Below are 17,955 nucleotides of genomic sequence, written 5' to 3'. Positions count from 1 at the left end.
GTTGATCGTGAGAGGCGTTCAGTGGTGAGAATGGCCGGATGGAGCGGCGCGCGTTTCTTGCGACCACGGCGCTGAGCGCCCTCGCGGCAGGGTGCTCGGCGGACGAGCCCGACCCGCCGCCGCGGCGTTCCCCCGGCGCCGCCGCCTCCGCCTCGTTCGGCCCGACGGGCGCCGCCGACTGGAACGCGCTCGCCCGCGGCCTGGACGGGCGGCTGATCCGGCCGGGGGACGCCTCGTACGACCAGGCCAAGCGCCTCTACATCCCGCGCTATGACCGCGTCCGCCCGGCGGGGATCGCGTACTGCGACCACGCGCAGGACGTCGCCGAGTGCGTGGCGTTCGCGAACCGGCGGCGGCTGCCGGTGGCGGTCCGCTGCGGCGGCCACAACTACGCGGGCTGGTCCACCGGACCCGGCCTGGTGATCGACGTGTCCGCGATGGGCACGGTCGAGCGGGACGGTGAGCGGGCGGTCGTCGGCGCCGGGACCCGGCTGATCGACCTGTACGACCGGCTCTCGCGTGACGGCCGCGGTGTGCCCGGGGGCACGTGCCCGACGGTGGGGGTCGCGGGGCTGACGCTGGGCGGCGGCGTCGGGGTCCTGTCCCGTGCGTACGGGCTGACGTGCGACGTCCTGGAGTCGGTGCGGGTCGTGACCGCCGACGGGCGCGTCCTGACGTGCGACGCCCGCCGCGAGCCCGAGCTCTTCTGGGCGTGCCGGGGCGGGGGCGGCGGCAACTTCGGGGTCGCGGTGGAGTTCACCTACCGGACGCACGAGACCGCCGACCTGACGACGTTCGACCTGCGCTGGCCGTGGGCGCGGGCGGCCGCCGTGATCAAGGGCTGGCAGCGCTGGCTGCCGTCCGCCGCCGACGGCGTCTGGAGCAGCGTCCAGATCAACGCCGCGCCCGCCGCGGGCGTGCCGACCATCGAGATCACGGGGGTGGCGCTCACCGACGCCGGCCCCGGCCTCCAGCGGCTCGCCGCGGCCGTGGGCAGCGAGCCCGACGGGCCGAACCTCCGGCGCCGCTCGTACCTGGCGACCATGCAGCAGGTGGGAGGCTGCGCGGGCCGGACGATCGACGGCTGCCACGCCCAGGGCGACCTGCCGGGGCAGCGCCTGGCGGGACGCTTCCCGCGCACGGACTACGCGGGCAAGTCGCACGTCGTGCTGCGCCCGCTGTCGGACGACGCCGTCGACACCCTGGTCGCGCGGTTCACACGCGGCAACGAGGCCGCGGGCAGGTCGGTGCTCATGGACGCGCTCGGCGGCGCCATCGGGCGGCTCCGGCCCGCCGACACGGCGTTCCCGCACCGGGCGGGCCTGTTCTGCATGCAATACCTGGCGAACGGCGACGATCGCGCCTGGCTGCGCGGCACGCACGGCGCGATGGAGCCCTACGCGGGCGGCGCCGCGTACGTGAACTACATCGATCCGGAACTGGCCGGTTGGGGCCAGGCGTACTACGGACCGAACCTCGATCGGCTGACCAAGGTCAAGGCGGCGTACGACCCGCGACGGCTCTTCCGCTTCCCGCAGGCGATCGGCTAGCCCGGCCCAGCGGGCTTGGTCCAGCTGAGCGGGCTGGTCCGGCAGCCGGGGCTAGCCCTTGTTGAGCTCGTCGTAAAGCTCGTTGGCGCGTTCCTCGGCCTCGTTCAGGACCTTGACGTGATCGGGCGCCAGATCCTCGACGCACAACGTCATCGCGGTGGTCACCTGGCTGAACGCGGTCTCCTCGGCCCCCCGCAGCGCCGCCCGTACCGTCGCCGAACGCGCGCCGAGCGCCGCCCACTCCAGCTCCAGCCGGGCCACCGCCTCGTCGAAGGCGCGCGCGGTCTCGGCGCCCGCCTCCATGAGCTCGTCCGGAATCGGCCCGCGGCCCTCCTTGCGGGCCCGGCTGGACAGGCCGGAGATCCGGCTGGCGAGCGTGAGCCCCTCGCGGGCCAGCGGCAGCACCTCGTGGATGAGGTCGGTCACCGCCTTGGCCAGCTCCTCGACCCGCGTGAGGAGCGTCTGCGTGGCCTCCTCCAGGGCGGCCGACGTCCGGCCGGCGACCTGCGTGGCCACCTCCTGCTGCTGCCGGGTGAGCACCGGCACCACATCGGACTCCAGGCGGCGCCGCAGCTCCCGGACCTTGGCGGTGTCGCCCTTGCCGGGGCCGAACCGTTCGATCCAGTCGGCCCAGATCTTCTCGATGCGGCTCTCGCCGGACGAGGCGATCTCGGCGGCGATCTCGTCGAGGGCCTCACCGGCCCGGCTCTTCAGCCGTTCCACCCGTCCGTACAGGGCCTCCCGGCGGAACGGATCGTTCAGCTCGTTGAGCAGCGCCTGCAAGCGCCGGGACACGTCGATCGCGTGTTCGGCGAGCGGGACGAGCCGGTCGGCGAGCTCTTCGAGCGTGTGCGCCCGGCGTGGGTCGGTCAGTTCGGCCACCCACCCGGGAAGGTCGTGCGCCATCCGCCCATGCTCCCATCTACGGGACCGATGAGGCGCGAGCAACGCCTCGTCCGAGCGTCGCGGATTCGCCGGGGCGGCCGCCGCGGACCCGTCCGCTCCGCCGTCCGAGGTTCTTCCGCCGGGTAAGAGTGTCGGCGCAGGGTGTGATCACGGTAGCGTTGCACGCCGTGGCAGGCTATTCCGATGACCTGCGTCTCGCCCATGTGCTGGCGGACGCGGCCGACGACATCACGACCAAAAGGTTCAAGGCACTCGATCTGAGCATCGAGACCAAGCCGGACCTGACCCCGGTCAGTGACGCCGACCGCAGCGTCGAGGAGCAGATCCGCGGCACCCTCAAGCGTGCCCGCCCCCGCGACGCCGTCCTCGGCGAGGAGTACGGCAGGACCGGCTACGGCGCGCGCTGCTGGGTCATCGATCCGATCGACGCCACCAAGAACTTCGTCCGCGGCGTCCCGGTGTGGGCCACGCTCATCGCGCTGATGGAGTATGACGAGGTCGTCGTGGGCCTGGTCTCGGCGCCCGCCCTCAACCGCCGCTGGTGGGCCGCCCGCGGCGGCGGCGCCTGGACGGGCCGCAGCCTCGCCCGCGCCACCCGGCTGCAGGTCTCCTCCGTCGCCGAGCTGTCGGACGCCTCCCTCTCGTTCTCCAGCCTCAGCGGCTGGGAGGAGCAGGGCCGGCTGGAACGTTTCCTCGACCTCGGCCGCTCGGTGTGGCGCACCCGCGCCTTCGGCGACTTCTGGTCGCACATGATGGTCGCCGAGGGCGCCGTCGACATCTCCACCGAGCCCGAGGTCTCGCTGTGGGACCTGGCGGCCCTCCAGGTGATCGTCGAGGAGGCGGGCGGCATGTTCACCGACCTGGCCGGCGTCCCGGGCCCGGACGGCGGCAGCGTGGTCTGCACCAACGGCAAGCTCCACGCCGACGTCCTGCGCACGCTGGGCGGCGGCCAGCTCTCCCTCCGCATCTGAGTGGACACCCTCCGCGATCTTTGGACGCGCGCCAACTCGCGACATATCGTGGAACCGGCGGCCCCGTTGTGCTCGTTTCATGAATGGGCGGCCATACGGAGGTAGGAGATGTCCACCAAGACCAAAGTCGTCATCGGCGGAGTCGTCGTTGGCTTTCTGACCCTGTTCATCTTCCCGTGGTGGCTCAGCGCGCTGATCATCCTCGGCGTCGTCGGAGCCCCGCTCGCGGGCTACCTCATGCTCGACTCCTCCCAGCGCAAGCGCGTACGCGCCCAGGGCCGCAAGCGCCTCGGCAGCTGATTCTCCCGGCCCGCGCCGACCGGCGGCCGCGCGGATGTGCGAGCATCGGGCTCGTGATCCGGATCGGCGTGGTGGGCGCGGGCATTCTCGGCCTCGCGGTGGCCAGGCGGCTCGCCGGGCTCCGCCCGGACGCCGCGGTGACGGTCCTCGACAAGGAGGGCCGGATCGCCGCCCACCAGACCGGCCACAACAGCGGTGTCGCGCACGCCGGCCTGTACTACACCCCCGGATCGCTCAAGGCCACGCTCTGCCGCCGCGGCATCGGCCTGCTCAAGGACTACTGCGCCGATCGCGGCCTGCCCTACGACGAGTGCGGCAAGGTCGTGATCGCGCGTTCCGCCGGCGAGCTCGGCGCCCTCGACGAGATCGAACGGCGCGCGACCGAGAACGGCGTGCCCGGCCTGCGCCGCCTGTCCGCCGCCGGGCTCCGCGAGATCGAACCGCACGCGACCGGCGTCGCGGCCCTGCACTCCCCCACGACCGCGATCGTGGACTTCCCGGCCGTGGCCCGCGCGTACGCCGACGACGTGGCCGAGGCGGGCGGCGAGGTCCGGCTCGGCTTCGAGGTCGTACGGCTGCGGCGCGCGGGCGACCAGATCGTGGTCTGTTCACCACACGAGGAACTGACGTTCGACCGCCTAGTCGTCTGTGCCGGGCTGCAATCCGACCGGGTGGCCAGGCTCGCCGGAGACTCCCCCGCACCCGCGATCGTGCCGTTCCGAGGCGAGTACTACCGCCTCGTCCCTTCCCGCACGGACCTCGTACGCGGACTCATCTATCCCGTGCCCGATCCGCGCTACCCGTTCCTGGGCGTGCATTTCACACGGCGGGTGGACGGCGGCGTAGACGTCGGCCCGAACGCCGTCCTGGCGCTGGCCCGTGAGGGTTATCGGCGCCGTGACATCCGTCCTGCCGACGTCTGGGAAACGCTCCGCTGGCCAGGCTTCCGGCGTCTGGCCCAGCGACACTGGCGGACCGGCCTCAAGGAGATGTACGGCTCGGCGGTCAAGCGTGCGTTCCTCACCGAAGCGCAGGCCTTCGTACCGGAGCTGACCGCCGCCGACATGGTGCCCGCGCCCGCCGGAGTGCGCGCGCAGGCGGTGGACGCGGACGGCTCGCTCGTGGACGACTTCCGCATCGGCTCGATCGGGCCCATCACGACCGTCCGCAACGCGCCGTCCCCCGCCGCGACCTCATCCCTCGCGATCGCCGAATACGTGGCCGACCGGGTGCTGGAGCAGCGGTAGGCCGATCATCGGAGCGCGTCGAGAATCCGGGTGGCGCGTTCGTCCGTGGTGACGACGCGGAGATTCTCCTCCAGATGGCACTGTTCCATGTCGGTGGCGAAGACCAGGAAGTCGTCCGCCACCGCCAGCCGGCTCCGCCAGTCGAGCCCGTTCAGCCGCCGGCTCGCCTCGTTCAGGAGCGCCTGCGCCCGTTCGTCCGGCAAGCGCGTCTGATCGAGGTAACAGGCGAGCTCGAAGAGCTCCGGAGCGCTGTCCTCCATCATCTGGCTCTCATGAAAGTCGACATCCGCAAGAAGCCGGACGATCCCCTCGAAGCCCTCGCTCATCGGGAACGCCAGGGCCGACGGCAGGACGGCGAACTGCCCCGGCGAGTACAGCAACACCAGGCAGGCGGGCACCACCGGCGGCGGATCGGCCGCCACCGCGCCGGGGACGGCCTCGACGAGCCGGTCGACGAAATCCCGCTCGACGTCCTCGATGGTCACCCCGGCGGGCAGCGCCCGGTAGGCGACCTGGCCGCCCCTCGTCGTCGAAGCCGTACCGGTAGAGGGCGCCCTCGGGCCCGTCGAGCCGTTCGCCGACCGGGAACCGCAGCGCCAGGAAGTAGAGCGGATCGACCGCGTCCGACTGATCGGTGTACGGCACCCACCGGGTGACCCGCGACTCCGCCGCGGCCTCGCGGTCCGCGTACTCGGCACTCATCCACGACATGTCGGCCATCGGCCGAGGATGTCAGGTCCGGCGCCGGGCTCGCAGGACGGTGTCATGAAGTGTGATCACTCGTCCCTCCGAATCCTCGCCAGAACGAGGACGGGCCTCAGCAGCGACGATCTCCCAATCCTCCCCGAGCAACTCCACAACCTCCTCAGCGGTGAAGAAGAGCTCGGGCATCTGTGGCCGTCGCGCCGTGGTCTCCAGGTCGGCCGGGTGGTGAGCGACGATCAGCAAGGTGCCCCCGGGAGCAACCATGTCGGCCAGCTTGCCGAACAAGCTCTGCCGCACCTCAGCGGGCGGGTGCGTGAACTGCGAGGAGACCAGGTCGAACTGGCCGGCCTCCCAGTCGTTCACGTCTCCCTGCACCCACCGGACGCTCTTGGTCGCATCGTTCGCGGCGCCCCGTTCGAGTGCGGTCTTCGAGAAGTCGACCGCCGTGACCTTCCAGCCGCGTTCCGCGAGCCAGACGGCGTCCGCCCCCTCGCCGCAGCCGACGTCGAGCGCGGTCCCCGGAGACATCCCGGAAACCTCAGCCACCAACTGAGCATTGGGACGGCCGCTCCAGACATGCTCGTGAGAGCTGTAGCGCTCCTCCCAGTACGTCTCATCGAACATGCTCGAGGTCCTCCTCGATGAGATCGTTGTTGATCATGGCGGCGGCACTGAGCCCGGCCCCGGCGGCGATGATGACCTGGGACTTGAGATCGGTGACGTTGCCCGCCACGTAGACGCCGGGCACCGACGTGGCGCCGCTCGCATCCGACGGGATGTAGGTGCCCACGACATGACCCCCCATCTCCATCTCGACCGCCTCCAACCCCAGCGAGGCGAACACCTCCGCCCGAGCGACGAAGCGCGGCGAGACCACGAGAGCCTGGCGCGGAACGACCTCACCCGAACTCAGCCGCACCCCGGTAAGCCGGTCGTCGCGGACCTCGATCCCGGCGACCTCGCCTTCGACGAACGTGATGCGCTTGCCCAGCTGCTCCCGCTCGGCCTCCGTGGGCCGGGGCGCGGTATTGACGAAATAGATCACATCATCACTCAGCTGGCTGAACAGCTTGGCCTGGTGCAGCCCGAACGGGTTGGTGCCCAGAACACCGATCGCCTGGTCGCGCACCTCCCACCCGTGGCAGTACGGGCAGTGCAGAACGTCGCGCCCGAACCGCTCCTTGAGGCCCGGCACCTCGGGCAGCTCGTCCACCAGCCCAGTAGTGATGAGCAACCGCCGCGCATGCACCGCCCTGCCACCGGCCAGCTCGACCGCGAAACCGCCCTCCGCCTTACGAGCCGAGGTCACGGTTCCACTGACGATCTCGCCGCCGTACGAGGAGACCTCACCGCGGCCGATGGCGAGCAGCTCGCTGGGAGGCGTGCCCTCACGCCCGAGGTAGTTGTGCACATGTCCGGCCGGGGCGTTGCGCGGCTCGCCGGAGTCGATCACCAGTACCGAACGGCGCGAGCGCGCCAGGGTCAGGGCTCCAGCGAGCCCAGCCGCGCCTCCACCGATCACGATGACGTCGTACTTCGTGTTATCCATGGCCACACTGTCGGTGCCAGATACCCAAACTGACAAACTTCGTTGCCAAAACGGCAACTAGAACAGGCCAAGCCGCGGAAGCAACTTCTGCGCGGCCCGAACGATCTGGTCCGCACCGGCGAGCGCCTTCTCAACCTCACTCTCGTCCGCGCTGTCGCCGGGGAAAGCCGGATACTCCAGCTCGTTACGCCGGATGCGGAGCCCTCGGAACGGCCTGAAGACCTCACCGAACTGAGCCCGCAGCACCTCGTCCACCACCAGATGCCCGCCCTTGGTGGTCGGCCGGAGCCCCTGGTGAGCGAGCAACGCAGTGCCCGCCAGCCGTGCCGCGTCATAGGCAAGGACATAAGCGCTGTCGCGGTCACTCTCAGCAAGCACGACAGCAGAGGCGTACGTCCGCTGAGCCTTCACAAGCCAAGGTTCACCGTCAGCCGCGGGACCCTGCACCTTCTGCAGTTCTCCAGTACCGATCAACCGCTCGACAACGGCATCACCCCGCGCCCAACGCGCCATGACATCACCTCGGAAGATCACCGTATGCAATCACGAATGGGGAGGCTTTCACCTGCTGAACAAGCGGATCGGTCTCCGCCAGCCACCGTTCGACAGGCCGTACCACCGGATTGACCGGAAGATCAAGCCGGTCCTGGGCGACTGCCGCCGCGTCATAGACCTCATGGCGATCGACGTCTCCCAGCACGAGCACGTCCACATCGTTCGGCGGCGCCCCCGCCTCCCCCTCATAGCGCCGAGCCCACGAACCAAAAATGAGCACCGCCTGAGCTCCAACCCCGGCGAACGCCTCGGCCACGGCCACCTGCGGCCCGAACGTGAGCGTGAGCAACTGAGCCAACGCCCCGGCCACCCGATGCTCGGTATTGGCCCGCAACAACCGCGACCGCCCGACCGGCCGCGCAGTGATCAGCTCCGCGTCCACCAGCCGCCCCACCTCGCCATGCAGCGTGGACATCGAAACACCCAGCCGCCGCGCCAGCTCCGCCAGCGTGAAGTCCTGCTCAGGATGAAGGAACAGCACAGTAAGCAGATCAGCCTGATGCCTGGACCGAAAGATCGGCAGCAGCGCCGGAGCCTCACTTCGCATAACCCGAATATATCTCCGACCTAACCGAAGCCAAGCACCCGATGACCTCGACCACGCCGGCTCGTCAGGACAGCCGGGCCCCGCAGCGTATACGCTGCCGGGCCCGTCGCGCTCACTCGTCGAAGAACTCCTCGATGCGGGTGATGTGAACCGACCGCTCTCCCCACCGAGCCAGCTGCTTGATATCCGTACTCTCCAGGATGCGTCCCTCGGAATCGGCGTCGACGGCGATCCCGCGTGCCGCAAGAACGTCCAGCAGCATCTCGGCTTTGCCTTCGGCCTTGCCCTCGGCCTTGACGTCAAGGAAGAGGCCGCTGGTGTATTCATACTGAGCGCTCATGAGCAGCTCCTTCAGGAAGTATTTCCTTGGCTCCCCGAGGTTCGACAGGAGCAGGTCGGTTTGTCTTTGGCGAGCGGCCTGACCTGGGTTGCGTCCTCCGAGGCGAGCTCCGGCCGGCTGTCCGGGGGACGGTGACCCCCATCTGGGCACAGAAGTGCCGTACCAGGTCAGGATTCTCCCGAACGAGCACTAACGGGGCCTCATGCTTTTTGAAGGCATGGGGCGAAGTTATGGCTTGGCGACTACCCTTCGTAGTCGAATGGATACATATGGCTCATGTCACAGCAGCCCAGGTTTTGCGGTCGTCGCCGCGGGGGTCTTGGACGACTTCGTTCGCGGCGCCGTCGAAGACCTTGACTGGACGGGTCGAGGGGTCGAAGCGCGGCCAGCCTGGGTCTCCGTGAACCGCGAAGTCGACCCAGGCCTTGTGCATCACGTCGGCCAAGGCTTGGGGTGGATTTTCGCCTGCCATTCCCAGGGCGTCGGGTGAGCGGAGGTTGTCGAAGACGAAGCCCAGCTCTAGGGCGTGGCACGCGCCTAGGCCGAGGTTCGGTGAGCACCAGGCGAACTCGTACATCCAGGTTGGCGAGTGGGCCTCCGCGATGCGGTTGGCGGGCAGCCTGAAGAAGCTGTCGGTGATGAGGAGGGCCAGCACGTCGCCGGCGGGGAGGTCGGAGTGGCGGTCGCGGTAGGCGGTGGTGATGGAGGGGTCGATGCCGAAGCTGGTGGCGATGAAGTTCACCAGGTCGGGGGTGAGTGCGTCGGCGAGCCCGTTCGGCATCAGGAAGAGGCGGAACTCCTCGGCCGTGCAGCCGATGAGGAGGTCCACGTCCTGTCCTGCTCCGTCCGCGATCGCGTCCTCGGCCCGGCGGACGTAGAGGTCGTCGTCCAGGACCGGCATGAGGGACATGGCCGCCGCCGCGGTCGTCCGGCCCCATCGGCCCGGGTCGGGCAGCGCGGCGACCTCGGCCGCTACCGCTGCTTGTACCGGGATGATCGTGGCCGGGTCGAGTTCGGCGAAGCCCTCGGCGGTGGGCTCGATGTTGAGCCGCGCGGCCATCTCCTTGGTGACCAGCAGCGCGTCCTCGGGGGCCTGGGCGATGCTGCCCGCTCCCGACTGCGCGATGGCCCGGTGGAAGAGCCCGAGGTCGAGGGAGAGGAGGGTGGTGACGCTCATCGCGCCCGCCGACTCGCCGAACGCCGTCACCTGGTCGGGGTCGCCGCCGAAGGCCGCGATGTTGTCGCGCACCCAGTGCAGTGCCGCGATCTGGTCGCGCAGGCCGCGGTTGAGCGGTGCCCCTGGCAGGTTGGCGAAGCCCTCGACTCCGAGGCGGTAGTTGATCGTCACGCACACCACGCCGTCGCGGGCGAACGTCCGGCCGTTGTAGATGTCGACCGCGCCCGAGCCGTTGCGGAAGGCGCCGCCGTGGATCCACACCATGACGGGCAGCCCGGAGCCGCCGGGAGTCCACACGTTCAGGTTGAGGCAGTCCTCACCTGGGATTACGGGGTCGGGGAGGAGAGCGTCGTACGGCTTGGGATAGCCGGGCTTGGGCACGGTCGGCCCGTACTCCGTGGCGTCCCGCACTCCTTGCCAAGGTTCGGGTGGTCGCGGCGGCTGGAAGCGGTTGGGGCCGAACGGCGGCGCGGCGTACGGGATGCCCAGGAAGGCGGCGACGCCGTCCTCGATCTTGCCGCGGACCTTGCCGTACGTGGTCTGAACGACCGTCTCCATACGCCCACCCGAACTAGAACGAAGTTCAAACGAGCGTACGCGAACAATCAGCGCAAAGCGGGAGATTGGACGCGGCAGGGCCGAACGGCGGCGTGCCGGGTGAGGGGCCAGGCGAGCGCGTCGGCCACGGTGGCGCGGATGGTGAAGTCACGCTCCATGCCCGTCGCGCGCAGCAGCTTGGCCACCTGGGAGCAGGGGCCCGCCACCACCAGGGCGACACCGAGCACCGAAGCACGGTGGCGCGCCCGGGTCAGCACGGTCAACCCGGTCGCGTCGCAGAACGACACGGCCGACACGTCCAGGATCAGCAGCCGGGTGCCGGGCCGGAGCACGGCCGCCACCTTCTCCCTCAGCGCCGGCGCGGTGGCGAGGTCGAGCTCGCCGCGCAGCCTGGCGACGGTGTACGCGGGTCTGCGCAACACGGACAGGGCTTGATCCGGGGCATGGCTGGACGTCACGACAATCTCCATCGCTGACCTGCGACGGCGCGCAGATCCCAGTCAGGGGGTCTTCGAACGAACCGGTGGGCTGTCATACCGGTGGCGGGTGCCGCCGGGAAGCCGCTACGGCCGCGCCAGGCGCGTGACGTCCCCTTCGGGGGTGCGCTTGGGCAGGCGAGTCAGCCTCAGAGAAGAATGCCCTTATTACCGGACGGACGACAGTCTACGCCAGCCGTTCTCAAAAGAACAGAAAGATTTCAGGCTTTCTCCAGCCTTCACCAACAATCCTTCATGTGGTCTTCCCGCAGCGCCGCCCTCAGCGGCGGGTGGGTCAGCGGGAGTGGAGCATGCGGGTCAGGTAGTCGCGGGCGAAGGCGCGGATGGACGCTTCGTCGGTCAGGGGCAGGCCGCCGCCGGGGACGAGGAGGAGGGAGACCGCGACGCGGAGGAGGATCTCGGCGACCGTGGTGAAGTCCTGGGGGTCGTCGGGGCGGGCGCGGCGGAGGCGGCCGGCGAGGATGTCGCGGGCGGCGACCATGACGGCGCCGCCGTTCATGCTGAGCTGCGGGAGGAACGCCTCGGGCTCGCTCTGCAGGACCCGCGTCATGAGCGGGTGGGTGCGGGCGCCCTGGAGGCCGGCGACGAAGCCCTCGACCACGGCGTCCTCGGGGGTGGGGAGGTCTTCGGTGGCGTCGGCTATGGCGGTGAGGAAGCGGCGCACCTCGCGCAGGATCACGGCCTGGAGGAGCTGCTCCTTGTTGGTGAACCGGCGATAGATCGTGGTGCGGGCGACGCCGGCGCGCTTGGCGACGTCCTCGACGCTGACGCGGCGCAGCCCGTAGGTCTCGAACTCCGCGAGGGCGGCGTCGAGGATCCGGGTGTCCAGATCGTCGGTGGCTGGGGCGGCGAGCAGCCCGGTCAACGCGTCCATGGTCGTCACCCTATTTCCTGGCCGGAGGCCACACTGTAACTCGAATCGAGACACAGCTACAATCTTCGTATTTCTGTATCTCACGCTGGCGGTGCCCATGACGGAGCTCGGTCCGGACTCGTTGACCTGGCGCTATTTCGGCGACACCCGGATGTTGCTGGTGGGGCCAAGGGCGGCTGTGCTGCAGAACATGCTCCCCGCACTCGGCCAAGGCGTCCTGGACCACTCGGTGTTCTTCTCCGAGACGTTCGCCCGCCTCAAGCGGTCGGCCGGGCCCATCCTGAACACGGTGTACGGCGGGACGCGGGCGGCGGAGACGGGCCGGCAGGTCCGCGACTACCACCGGGACATCAAGGGCACGATGCCCGACGGCTCCCGCTATCACGCGCTCGATCCGGAGACCTACTTCTGGGCGCACGCGACCTTCCTCGACAGCATGCTGTACGGCATCGAGACGTTCGTCCGGCCCCTCGGCGAGGCCGAGAAGCGCCGGATCTACGCGGAGTCGATGACCTGGTACCGGATGTACGGGGTGAGCGACCGCGGCATGCCCCAAGACTGGGAGGCCTTCCAGTCCTACTGGAAGCACATGCTCGAAGAGGTCGTCGTCCCGCACAAGACCGCCCGCTACGGCGTCGGCTACGTCACCAAGGGTCTGCCTGCCCCGCCCAAGGTCCCTGCCGCGCTGTGGCGCACGGTCTCGCCGCCGCTCAACTCGGTGACCCGCTTCATCACGGTCGGCGGCCTGCACCCCCGGATGCGCGAGCTGCTGGGGTTGCCATGGAACGACGTTGACGAGCGTCGCTACCAGCGTTTCGCCGCGGCGGTGAGGCGGCTCGACCGCGCCTGGCCGCTGCTGCCGGAGGCCGTCCGCTACCTTCCGCAGGCGAGGACGGCCTTCCGGCGCGACGGTCGGCCCTAGGTGCGGATGCGGGCGTCGTAGGACTTGCGGGCCGCCGCGTCGTACTCCAGGAAGATCTTGTCGGTGCCGTAGCGGCGCGCGATCGCCTGCTTGACGCGGTCCGGGAAGAGGGCGCCGAGCCTGATCTGGGCGCCGAGCTTCGCCGGGACCGTGACCTGCGGACGGGGCTTGCCGACCAGGGCGACGACGGTGGCCGCGATGTCCTCCGGCTCGGCGTTCTTCTGACCCTTGGGGCTGCGGGTGCCCGCGATCAGCTCGGTGTTGGTGAACGTGGGCAGGACCGCCGAGACGTGGACGCCGCGGTCCTGGACCTCCAGCCGGGTGGCCTCGGTGAACGCGACGACGGCGGCCTTGCTCGCGTTGTAGAGCGCCAGCCCGGGCGTCGGCAGCACGCCCGCGACCGAGGCGATGTTGATGACGTGGCCGTGGCCGCGCGGCAGCATGCGGTCGAGGGCGAGCTTGGTGCCGAGCATGACGCCGTGCACGTTGATGTCGATGCACCGCCGGGCGTCGGCGTCGCTCTCGGCCGTCACCGGGCCGATCGGCATGATGCCCGCGTTGTTGACGAGGACGTCGAGCGGGCCGGCCTCGGACTCCACCTTCGCCAGGAACGCCTCGAACGACTCGCGCGAGGTGACGTCGATCGTGACCGCCGGGACGTCGAGCTCGTCCCCGGCCTGCTTGGCGGCCGCCTCGTCGATGTCCCCGATCACGACCGTGGCGCCCTTGGCCTTCAGCGCGCGGGCGGTGGCGAGGCCGATGCCGCGCGCGGCGCCGGTGATGGCGATGACCTTGCTCATCGGATCAACTCCAGTTTGACGGGCAGCCCGTCCTTGGGCGAGGGCAGGGACGTGGTGTCGAGCGGCCACTCGTACCGTGCGGGCACGCTCCACCGGTAGCGCAGGATCAGCTGGTGCAGGATGCTCTTGACCTGCATGCCGGCGAAGTGCAGGCCGATGCACTTGTGCGCGCCGCCGCCGAACGGCGCCCACGCGTACTTGTGGATCTTGTCCTCGCGGCGATCGGCGGCGAACCGCTCCGGGTCGAAGCGTTCGGGGTCCGGCCACCACTCCGGTATGTGGTGGTTGGTCAGCGACGGGACGACGACGGTCGTGCCGGCCGGGATGTGGAACCCGAGGACGGAGGTGTCCTTGACGACCCGCCGCGGCAACGCCGGGACGGGGGACACCAGCCGCGTCGCCTCCTTCATCACCATGTCGATCGCTTCGAGCCCGTCGAGGTCGTCGAACTCCAGCACCGGCTTGCCGAGCGCCACCGACTCGTCCCGGACGCGCTCCTGCCACTCGGGGAACTTGGCGAGGTAGTACGCCATCGTCGTGAGCGTGATCGTGGTGGTGTCGTGCGCCGCCATCAGCGCGAAGATCATGTGGTTGACGACGTCGTCGTCGGTGAAGCTGTGGCCGTCGTCCGTCTCCGCCTGGCACAGCGCGGCGAAGAGGTCGTCGCCGCCGTCGCGCCGCTTGGCGGGCAGGTGCTTGCGGAAGAACGCCTCCAGCACCTTGCGTGCCTTCAGTCCCTTGTGCCAGCGCAGGCCGGGCACCGGGAAGCGCACGTAGGCGGTCCCGGCCCGCACGGCGTCGACGAACGCGCCGTTGATCCGGTCGGCCTCGGCACGGTCCAGTTCGACGCCCATGAAGACGTCGGTCGCCAGGTCGAGGGTGAGCTGCTTGATGTGGTCGTAGACCTTGAACCCGCGTGCCGGCTCCCAGGCGTCGATGCCCTTGCTGATCCCGGGCGCCATGGCGTCCATGTACGAGCGCAGCCTCGGCTTGTTGAACGCCTGCTGCATGATGCGCCGGTGGTGCAGGTGCTCCTCGAAGTCGAGGAGCATGATGCCGCGATAGAAGAACGGCCCGATGAAGTAGCTCCAGGCGGGCCCGTTGGCGAAGGCCTTGTCCCTGTTGACCAGCACCGCCTCGGCGGCCTCGGGGCCCTGCACGGTGACGGTCCGCTGCCCGAGCAGCCATCCCCAGCTCACCGGCCCGAACTGCTGGTACCGCTTGCTGGCGACCCCGAACGGGTCGCGCATCACCTGCAGCGTGTTGCCTATGTACGGGATGCCGGGTTCTCCCCGTACTGGCTTGAGACCGCTGCCTTCCGGCGGCGCTGCGAGGATGCTCGTGCCCATGGGCCCTCCGGGCGCCCGGTCACGCTGGCCGGACGTGGAACATATGTGCGGAATGTGTAGCTTTGTTGTAACGCACGCGCCGACCGCGTGTCCAGGGTGCCCCCTTCACCATGACTCAGTGGTCATCCGTCGCTAGCGGGCTTTCACGGCGGCCTGGTCGCGGAGAATGCGCCGGCGCGCGGTGTCTGTCAGGAGGCGGTACGCGCCGGCGCGATCGCGGTAGTACGTGCGTCCGTCGGCTGGAACGGGAACGCCCTCCTCCCGCAGCGGCGCCGTGCGCATGCGACGCCCCGCGGTCACCGGGATGTCGTCCACGACCCGCACGATCGCGGGACGCAGCGCGGGCTCCACCCGAAGCAGCGCCTCGGACAGGTCGAGCGGCTTGATCTCACCGTCGCCGCGCAGGGTGACGGCGGCCGCGGCCATCTCGATGTCGCCGAACGGGATGCCGTAGACGGCGACCGCGTCGATGTACGGCAGGTCGCCGAGCGCGTCGCGGATCGGCCCCGGCGGCACGATGCCCTCGGCCGTGCGGATCAGCTCGGCGTCACGGCCGACGAGCCAGAAGTCCCCGTCGGCGTCCCGCCGGAACAGGTCCCCCGTGATCGTCCAGGCGTCCTCGGGCTTGAAGACCCCGCGCACCACGCGCGCGGTCGAGGCGGCGACACGGCTTGGCTTGACGCGCGCGACCAGCATGCCGATCTCGTCCGGCTCGCACTCCTGCGCCAGGCCGTCCGGCCCCTCGGCGAGCCGCCCGTTCTCCAGGTCGTAGCGCGCGAGCCGCACCTCCGCGCTGCCGGGCAGCGGGCGGCCCAGCGAGCCCGGCTTCTTGCCGCTCAGGTTGACCAGGATCGCCTCGCCCTCGGTCGCGGCGTAGAACTCCAGGACGCGGGCGGGCGCGAACCGCTCCTCGACCCGCCGCCACAGCCCGCGCGGCATGCCCGAGCCGATGAACAGCCGCACCGCGTGGTGCCGTTCGCCCGGGTGCGGCGGCGCGTTCACGAGCTCGCGCAAGAGCATCCAGGTGTACGAGGCGACGGTGACGCCGTAGCGCCGCGCCTCGTCCCAGAAGGTCTCCGGGTCGTAGGCGCTGGCCAGGGCGAGCCGGGCGCCGCCCGCGACCGCGCCGCCGAGGCTCATCAGCAGCGCGGACGGGTGGTGCAGCGGCGTGATGCTGAAGACCGTGTCGGCCGGTGAGAGCGCGGCCGACGACGCCGTGCCGAACGCCGACAGCGCCCAGCGCCGGTTGGTGATGCGGCTGGCGCGCAGGTGTTCGCCGTCGCCGGTGAAGAGGATGAACGCGGTGTCGCCCGCCCGTCCCGGGTTGGGGCGGTACCAGCCCGGCAGCGGGACCTCGTCCGGGTCGATGCGTTCCATGTCCAGGATCGGCAGGCCGAGATCGCGTTCCCCTCCCCCGAGCAGGTGACAGGGCACGTCTCCGGAAAGCTCACAGGCACGCGCGGCGTTCTTCGGGTCGGACACGACACGGGAGACCCGCCCCAGCTGGATCTCGCGCGCGAGGTCGCCATCCGGCCGATGCAACACGGCGACGGCGCCCAGGCGGCTCAGCGCGGCGACCAGAGCCAGCGCGCTCGGCCGGGTCTCCATGTAGACGCCCACAGCGTCGCCTTGGCGGACGCCGATGCTGATGAGTCCGCGAACTACAGCGTCGGTGCGCTTCTTGGCAGCGGCCTGGGTGTGCGCCCGGCCCTGATAAAGGAAGAAGACATCGTCCGGTGCCCGCGACGCCTGCTCGTCGAGAAGGAGCCCGAGCGACATGCGGGTGTCGGACTGGATGCGTTCGAGGCGCGCGAGACGCGGCAGGTTCTGCGTGGCCTCCCCGGCGAGCTGGCGTCCACCCCGGACGGCCCGGGAGACGGTCACCGCGGCCGAGCGCACGGCACTCGCGCCGACCCCCGTCGCGAGCTGGACGCCGTAGCCGACCGTCCCGCCGGGCGGGCTCGGCGTGGACGCCGCCGCCTCGCCCTCCACCGGGACGACGATTTCCGGGAGATCCGCCTCCCCTGCACGCCATTTCGCCCACTCCGCCACGGCGGGCCACGTCTGCGCCAGGGCGAGCGTGCCCACGACCAGGCCGAAGTGCCCGGCACGCAGGGACGCCTCGTACACCGGGGCCCGGGGCGCCGCCCGCCGGATGCCGCGCACCATCGGCGGCGGCGCGATCTCGTCGAGCTCGCCGACGAACGTCAGCACCGGGCAGGAGATATCAGCCAAAGTCACCAAACGGTCACCGATGACGAAGCCGCCGGTGAGCATCCGGTTGTGCTGGATGAACTGCCGCAGGAACTCGGCCAGCGCGGGCCCCGGCCAGGCCACCCAGCCCTCGCGTTCGAGAAAGCGCCGCTGGCGCTCGCGCGGCGCGAGCCGCTCCCGGTCGTGCAGCTGCCGGATGAAGTCGATCCGGCTGCGCACCGACTTGACCGGGCTGAGCAGCTGGAACCCGGTCCGCGTCACCCATCCCGGCACCGCGACGGTGCCGAGCAGCCGGTCGGGGATGCGCCCCGCCCCTTCAGCGGCGACCCAGCTCGGCAGCCCGAACGGCAGGCCGACGCTGATGTCGGCGGGACTGCCGAACGTGATCAGCGACGCGACGCCCTTGCTCCGGCGGTACGCGGCGGCCTGGTAGACGAACATGCCGCCCTGCGAGTAGCCGGCGAGGTGCACGTCCTGCCCGGTCGCCTCCCGGATCCGGTCGACGGCGTCGCTCACCGCCAGCACATGGTCGGTGATGGTGCGCTCCAGCCCGCCCGGCTCGCGCTCGGGCGCCCCGAAGTCCACCACCCACGGGTCGACCCCGAGCCCGCGAAGCATGCCCACCGCGCTGATCCGCGAGGAGATGTCGTACACCTCAGCGGTGATCATCAGCGGCGGCACGAGCAGGACCACCGGCCCCGCTTCACCACCGGGAAAATAGTGCCGCAACCGGTAGACCCGTTGCTCCGCCACCACCTCGAACGGGGAGGCGTCCTCGTCCGTATCGAGATCGAGCCCGCCGAACCGCGCCACCTCCAGCGCGTTCTGGGCGGTGGAGCCCAGGCGCGAACCCAGGCGGAGGAGCGCTTTGGCAACAGGGGGCATCGTCGGCCT

Annotated in this window: 18 protein-coding genes; 5 read left to right on the top strand and 13 right to left on the bottom strand. The window is 70.3% G+C overall.

Annotated features, from left to right (window positions below; all coding sequences use genetic code 11):
• The first annotated feature begins 38 nt into the window (after positions 1 to 38).
• On the top strand, positions 39 to 1,550 hold the full coding sequence (locus ACGFNU_RS07360) for an FAD-binding oxidoreductase (protein ID WP_392591099.1): 1,512 nt from the start codon (positions 39 to 41) through the stop codon (positions 1,548 to 1,550).
• A 51-nt stretch (positions 1,551 to 1,601) separates the two neighbouring features.
• Here ACGFNU_RS07360 and ACGFNU_RS07355 read toward each other — a convergent pair whose 3' ends face one another.
• Positions 1,602 to 2,456 carry a hypothetical protein gene (locus tag ACGFNU_RS07355; RefSeq protein ID WP_392591097.1) on the bottom strand — a complete coding sequence of 285 codons (855 nt, stop codon included), beginning with the start codon at positions 2,454 to 2,456 and terminating at the stop codon, positions 1,602 to 1,604.
• Positions 2,457 to 2,623: 167 nt separating this feature from the next.
• Here ACGFNU_RS07355 and hisN point away from each other — a divergent pair, with 167 nt between their 5' ends.
• The 3 genes from hisN (at position 2,624) to lhgO (ending at position 4,974) form a co-directional block, all read left to right on the top strand.
• On the top strand, positions 2,624 to 3,427 hold the full coding sequence (gene hisN, locus ACGFNU_RS07350) for a histidinol-phosphatase (RefSeq protein ID WP_392591095.1): 804 nt from the start codon (positions 2,624 to 2,626) through the stop codon (positions 3,425 to 3,427).
• A 108-nt stretch (positions 3,428 to 3,535) separates the two neighbouring features.
• Complete coding sequence (locus tag ACGFNU_RS07345; RefSeq protein WP_392591093.1) at positions 3,536 to 3,727, top strand: hypothetical protein; 192 nt, start codon at positions 3,536 to 3,538, stop codon at positions 3,725 to 3,727.
• Between the two features lie 53 nt (positions 3,728 to 3,780).
• Positions 3,781 to 4,974, top strand: a complete 1,194-nt coding sequence (lhgO, locus tag ACGFNU_RS07340) for an L-2-hydroxyglutarate oxidase (protein ID WP_392591091.1) — start codon at positions 3,781 to 3,783, stop codon at positions 4,972 to 4,974.
• A 5-nt stretch (positions 4,975 to 4,979) separates the two neighbouring features.
• Here the strand turns inward: lhgO and ACGFNU_RS07335 are convergent, their stop codons facing one another.
• From ACGFNU_RS07335 to ACGFNU_RS07295, 9 genes are all read right to left on the bottom strand, one after another.
• A complete protein-coding gene (locus ACGFNU_RS07335) occupies positions 4,980 to 5,459 on the bottom strand; it encodes a hypothetical protein (protein WP_392591089.1) in 480 nt (159 codons plus the stop codon).
• A 247-nt stretch (positions 5,460 to 5,706) separates the two neighbouring features.
• On the bottom strand, positions 5,707 to 6,303 hold the full coding sequence (locus ACGFNU_RS07330) for a class I SAM-dependent methyltransferase (protein ID WP_392591087.1): 597 nt from the start codon (positions 6,301 to 6,303) through the stop codon (positions 5,707 to 5,709).
• Complete coding sequence (locus ACGFNU_RS07325; protein ID WP_392591085.1) at positions 6,293 to 7,228, bottom strand: NAD(P)/FAD-dependent oxidoreductase; 936 nt, start codon at positions 7,226 to 7,228, stop codon at positions 6,293 to 6,295. The genes ACGFNU_RS07330 and ACGFNU_RS07325 overlap by 11 nt, the downstream gene beginning before the upstream one ends.
• Positions 7,229 to 7,285: 57 nt before the next feature.
• Positions 7,286 to 7,741: a HEPN domain-containing protein gene (locus tag ACGFNU_RS07320; RefSeq protein WP_392591084.1), complete on the bottom strand. Its 456-nt coding sequence runs from the start codon at positions 7,739 to 7,741 to the stop codon at positions 7,286 to 7,288.
• Between the two features lie 4 nt (positions 7,742 to 7,745).
• Complete coding sequence (locus tag ACGFNU_RS07315; RefSeq protein WP_392591082.1) at positions 7,746 to 8,330, bottom strand: MarR family transcriptional regulator; 585 nt, start codon at positions 8,328 to 8,330, stop codon at positions 7,746 to 7,748.
• A 112-nt stretch (positions 8,331 to 8,442) separates the two neighbouring features.
• A complete protein-coding gene (locus tag ACGFNU_RS07310) occupies positions 8,443 to 8,670 on the bottom strand; it encodes a hypothetical protein (RefSeq protein ID WP_392591080.1) in 228 nt (75 codons plus the stop codon).
• A gap of 274 nt (positions 8,671 to 8,944) precedes the next feature.
• Positions 8,945 to 10,405, bottom strand: a complete 1,461-nt coding sequence (locus tag ACGFNU_RS07305) for a carboxylesterase/lipase family protein (protein WP_392591078.1) — start codon at positions 10,403 to 10,405, stop codon at positions 8,945 to 8,947.
• Positions 10,406 to 10,452: 47 nt separating this feature from the next.
• Positions 10,453 to 10,863 (bottom strand): STAS domain-containing protein, encoded by a 411-nt coding sequence (locus ACGFNU_RS07300; protein ID WP_392591076.1) that lies wholly within the window; start codon positions 10,861 to 10,863, stop codon positions 10,453 to 10,455.
• Between the two features lie 313 nt (positions 10,864 to 11,176).
• A complete protein-coding gene (locus ACGFNU_RS07295) occupies positions 11,177 to 11,776 on the bottom strand; it encodes a TetR/AcrR family transcriptional regulator (RefSeq protein ID WP_392591074.1) in 600 nt (199 codons plus the stop codon).
• A 97-nt stretch (positions 11,777 to 11,873) separates the two neighbouring features.
• Here ACGFNU_RS07295 and ACGFNU_RS07290 point away from each other — a divergent pair, with 97 nt between their 5' ends.
• Positions 11,874 to 12,698 carry an oxygenase MpaB family protein gene (locus tag ACGFNU_RS07290; RefSeq protein ID WP_392591072.1) on the top strand — a complete coding sequence of 275 codons (825 nt, stop codon included), beginning with the start codon at positions 11,874 to 11,876 and terminating at the stop codon, positions 12,696 to 12,698.
• Here the strand turns inward: ACGFNU_RS07290 and ACGFNU_RS07285 are convergent.
• The 3 genes from ACGFNU_RS07285 to ACGFNU_RS07275 form a co-directional block, all read right to left on the bottom strand.
• Positions 12,695 to 13,498 carry an SDR family oxidoreductase gene (locus tag ACGFNU_RS07285; protein WP_392591071.1) on the bottom strand — a complete coding sequence of 268 codons (804 nt, stop codon included), beginning with the start codon at positions 13,496 to 13,498 and terminating at the stop codon, positions 12,695 to 12,697. The two genes, ACGFNU_RS07290 and ACGFNU_RS07285, sit on opposite strands and share 4 nt — an antisense overlap.
• Complete coding sequence (locus ACGFNU_RS07280) at positions 13,495 to 14,847, bottom strand: cytochrome P450 (RefSeq protein WP_392591069.1); 1,353 nt, start codon at positions 14,845 to 14,847, stop codon at positions 13,495 to 13,497. The genes ACGFNU_RS07285 and ACGFNU_RS07280 overlap by 4 nt, the downstream gene beginning before the upstream one ends.
• 132 nt (positions 14,848 to 14,979) lie before the next feature.
• The gene (locus ACGFNU_RS07275) at positions 14,980 to 17,946 is read right to left on the bottom strand and encodes an AMP-binding protein (protein ID WP_392591067.1); all 2,967 of its coding nucleotides are present in this window, start codon (positions 17,944 to 17,946) and stop codon (positions 14,980 to 14,982) included.
• Positions 17,947 to 17,955: the final 9 nt, after the last annotated feature.

Source organism: Spirillospora sp. NPDC048911 (assembly GCF_043198015.1).
GTDB lineage: Bacteria > Actinomycetota > Actinomycetes > Streptosporangiales > Streptosporangiaceae > Spirillospora.
The sequence above is the reverse complement of the archived record's forward strand: the minus strand, read 5'-3'. Positions and strand labels throughout refer to the sequence as shown.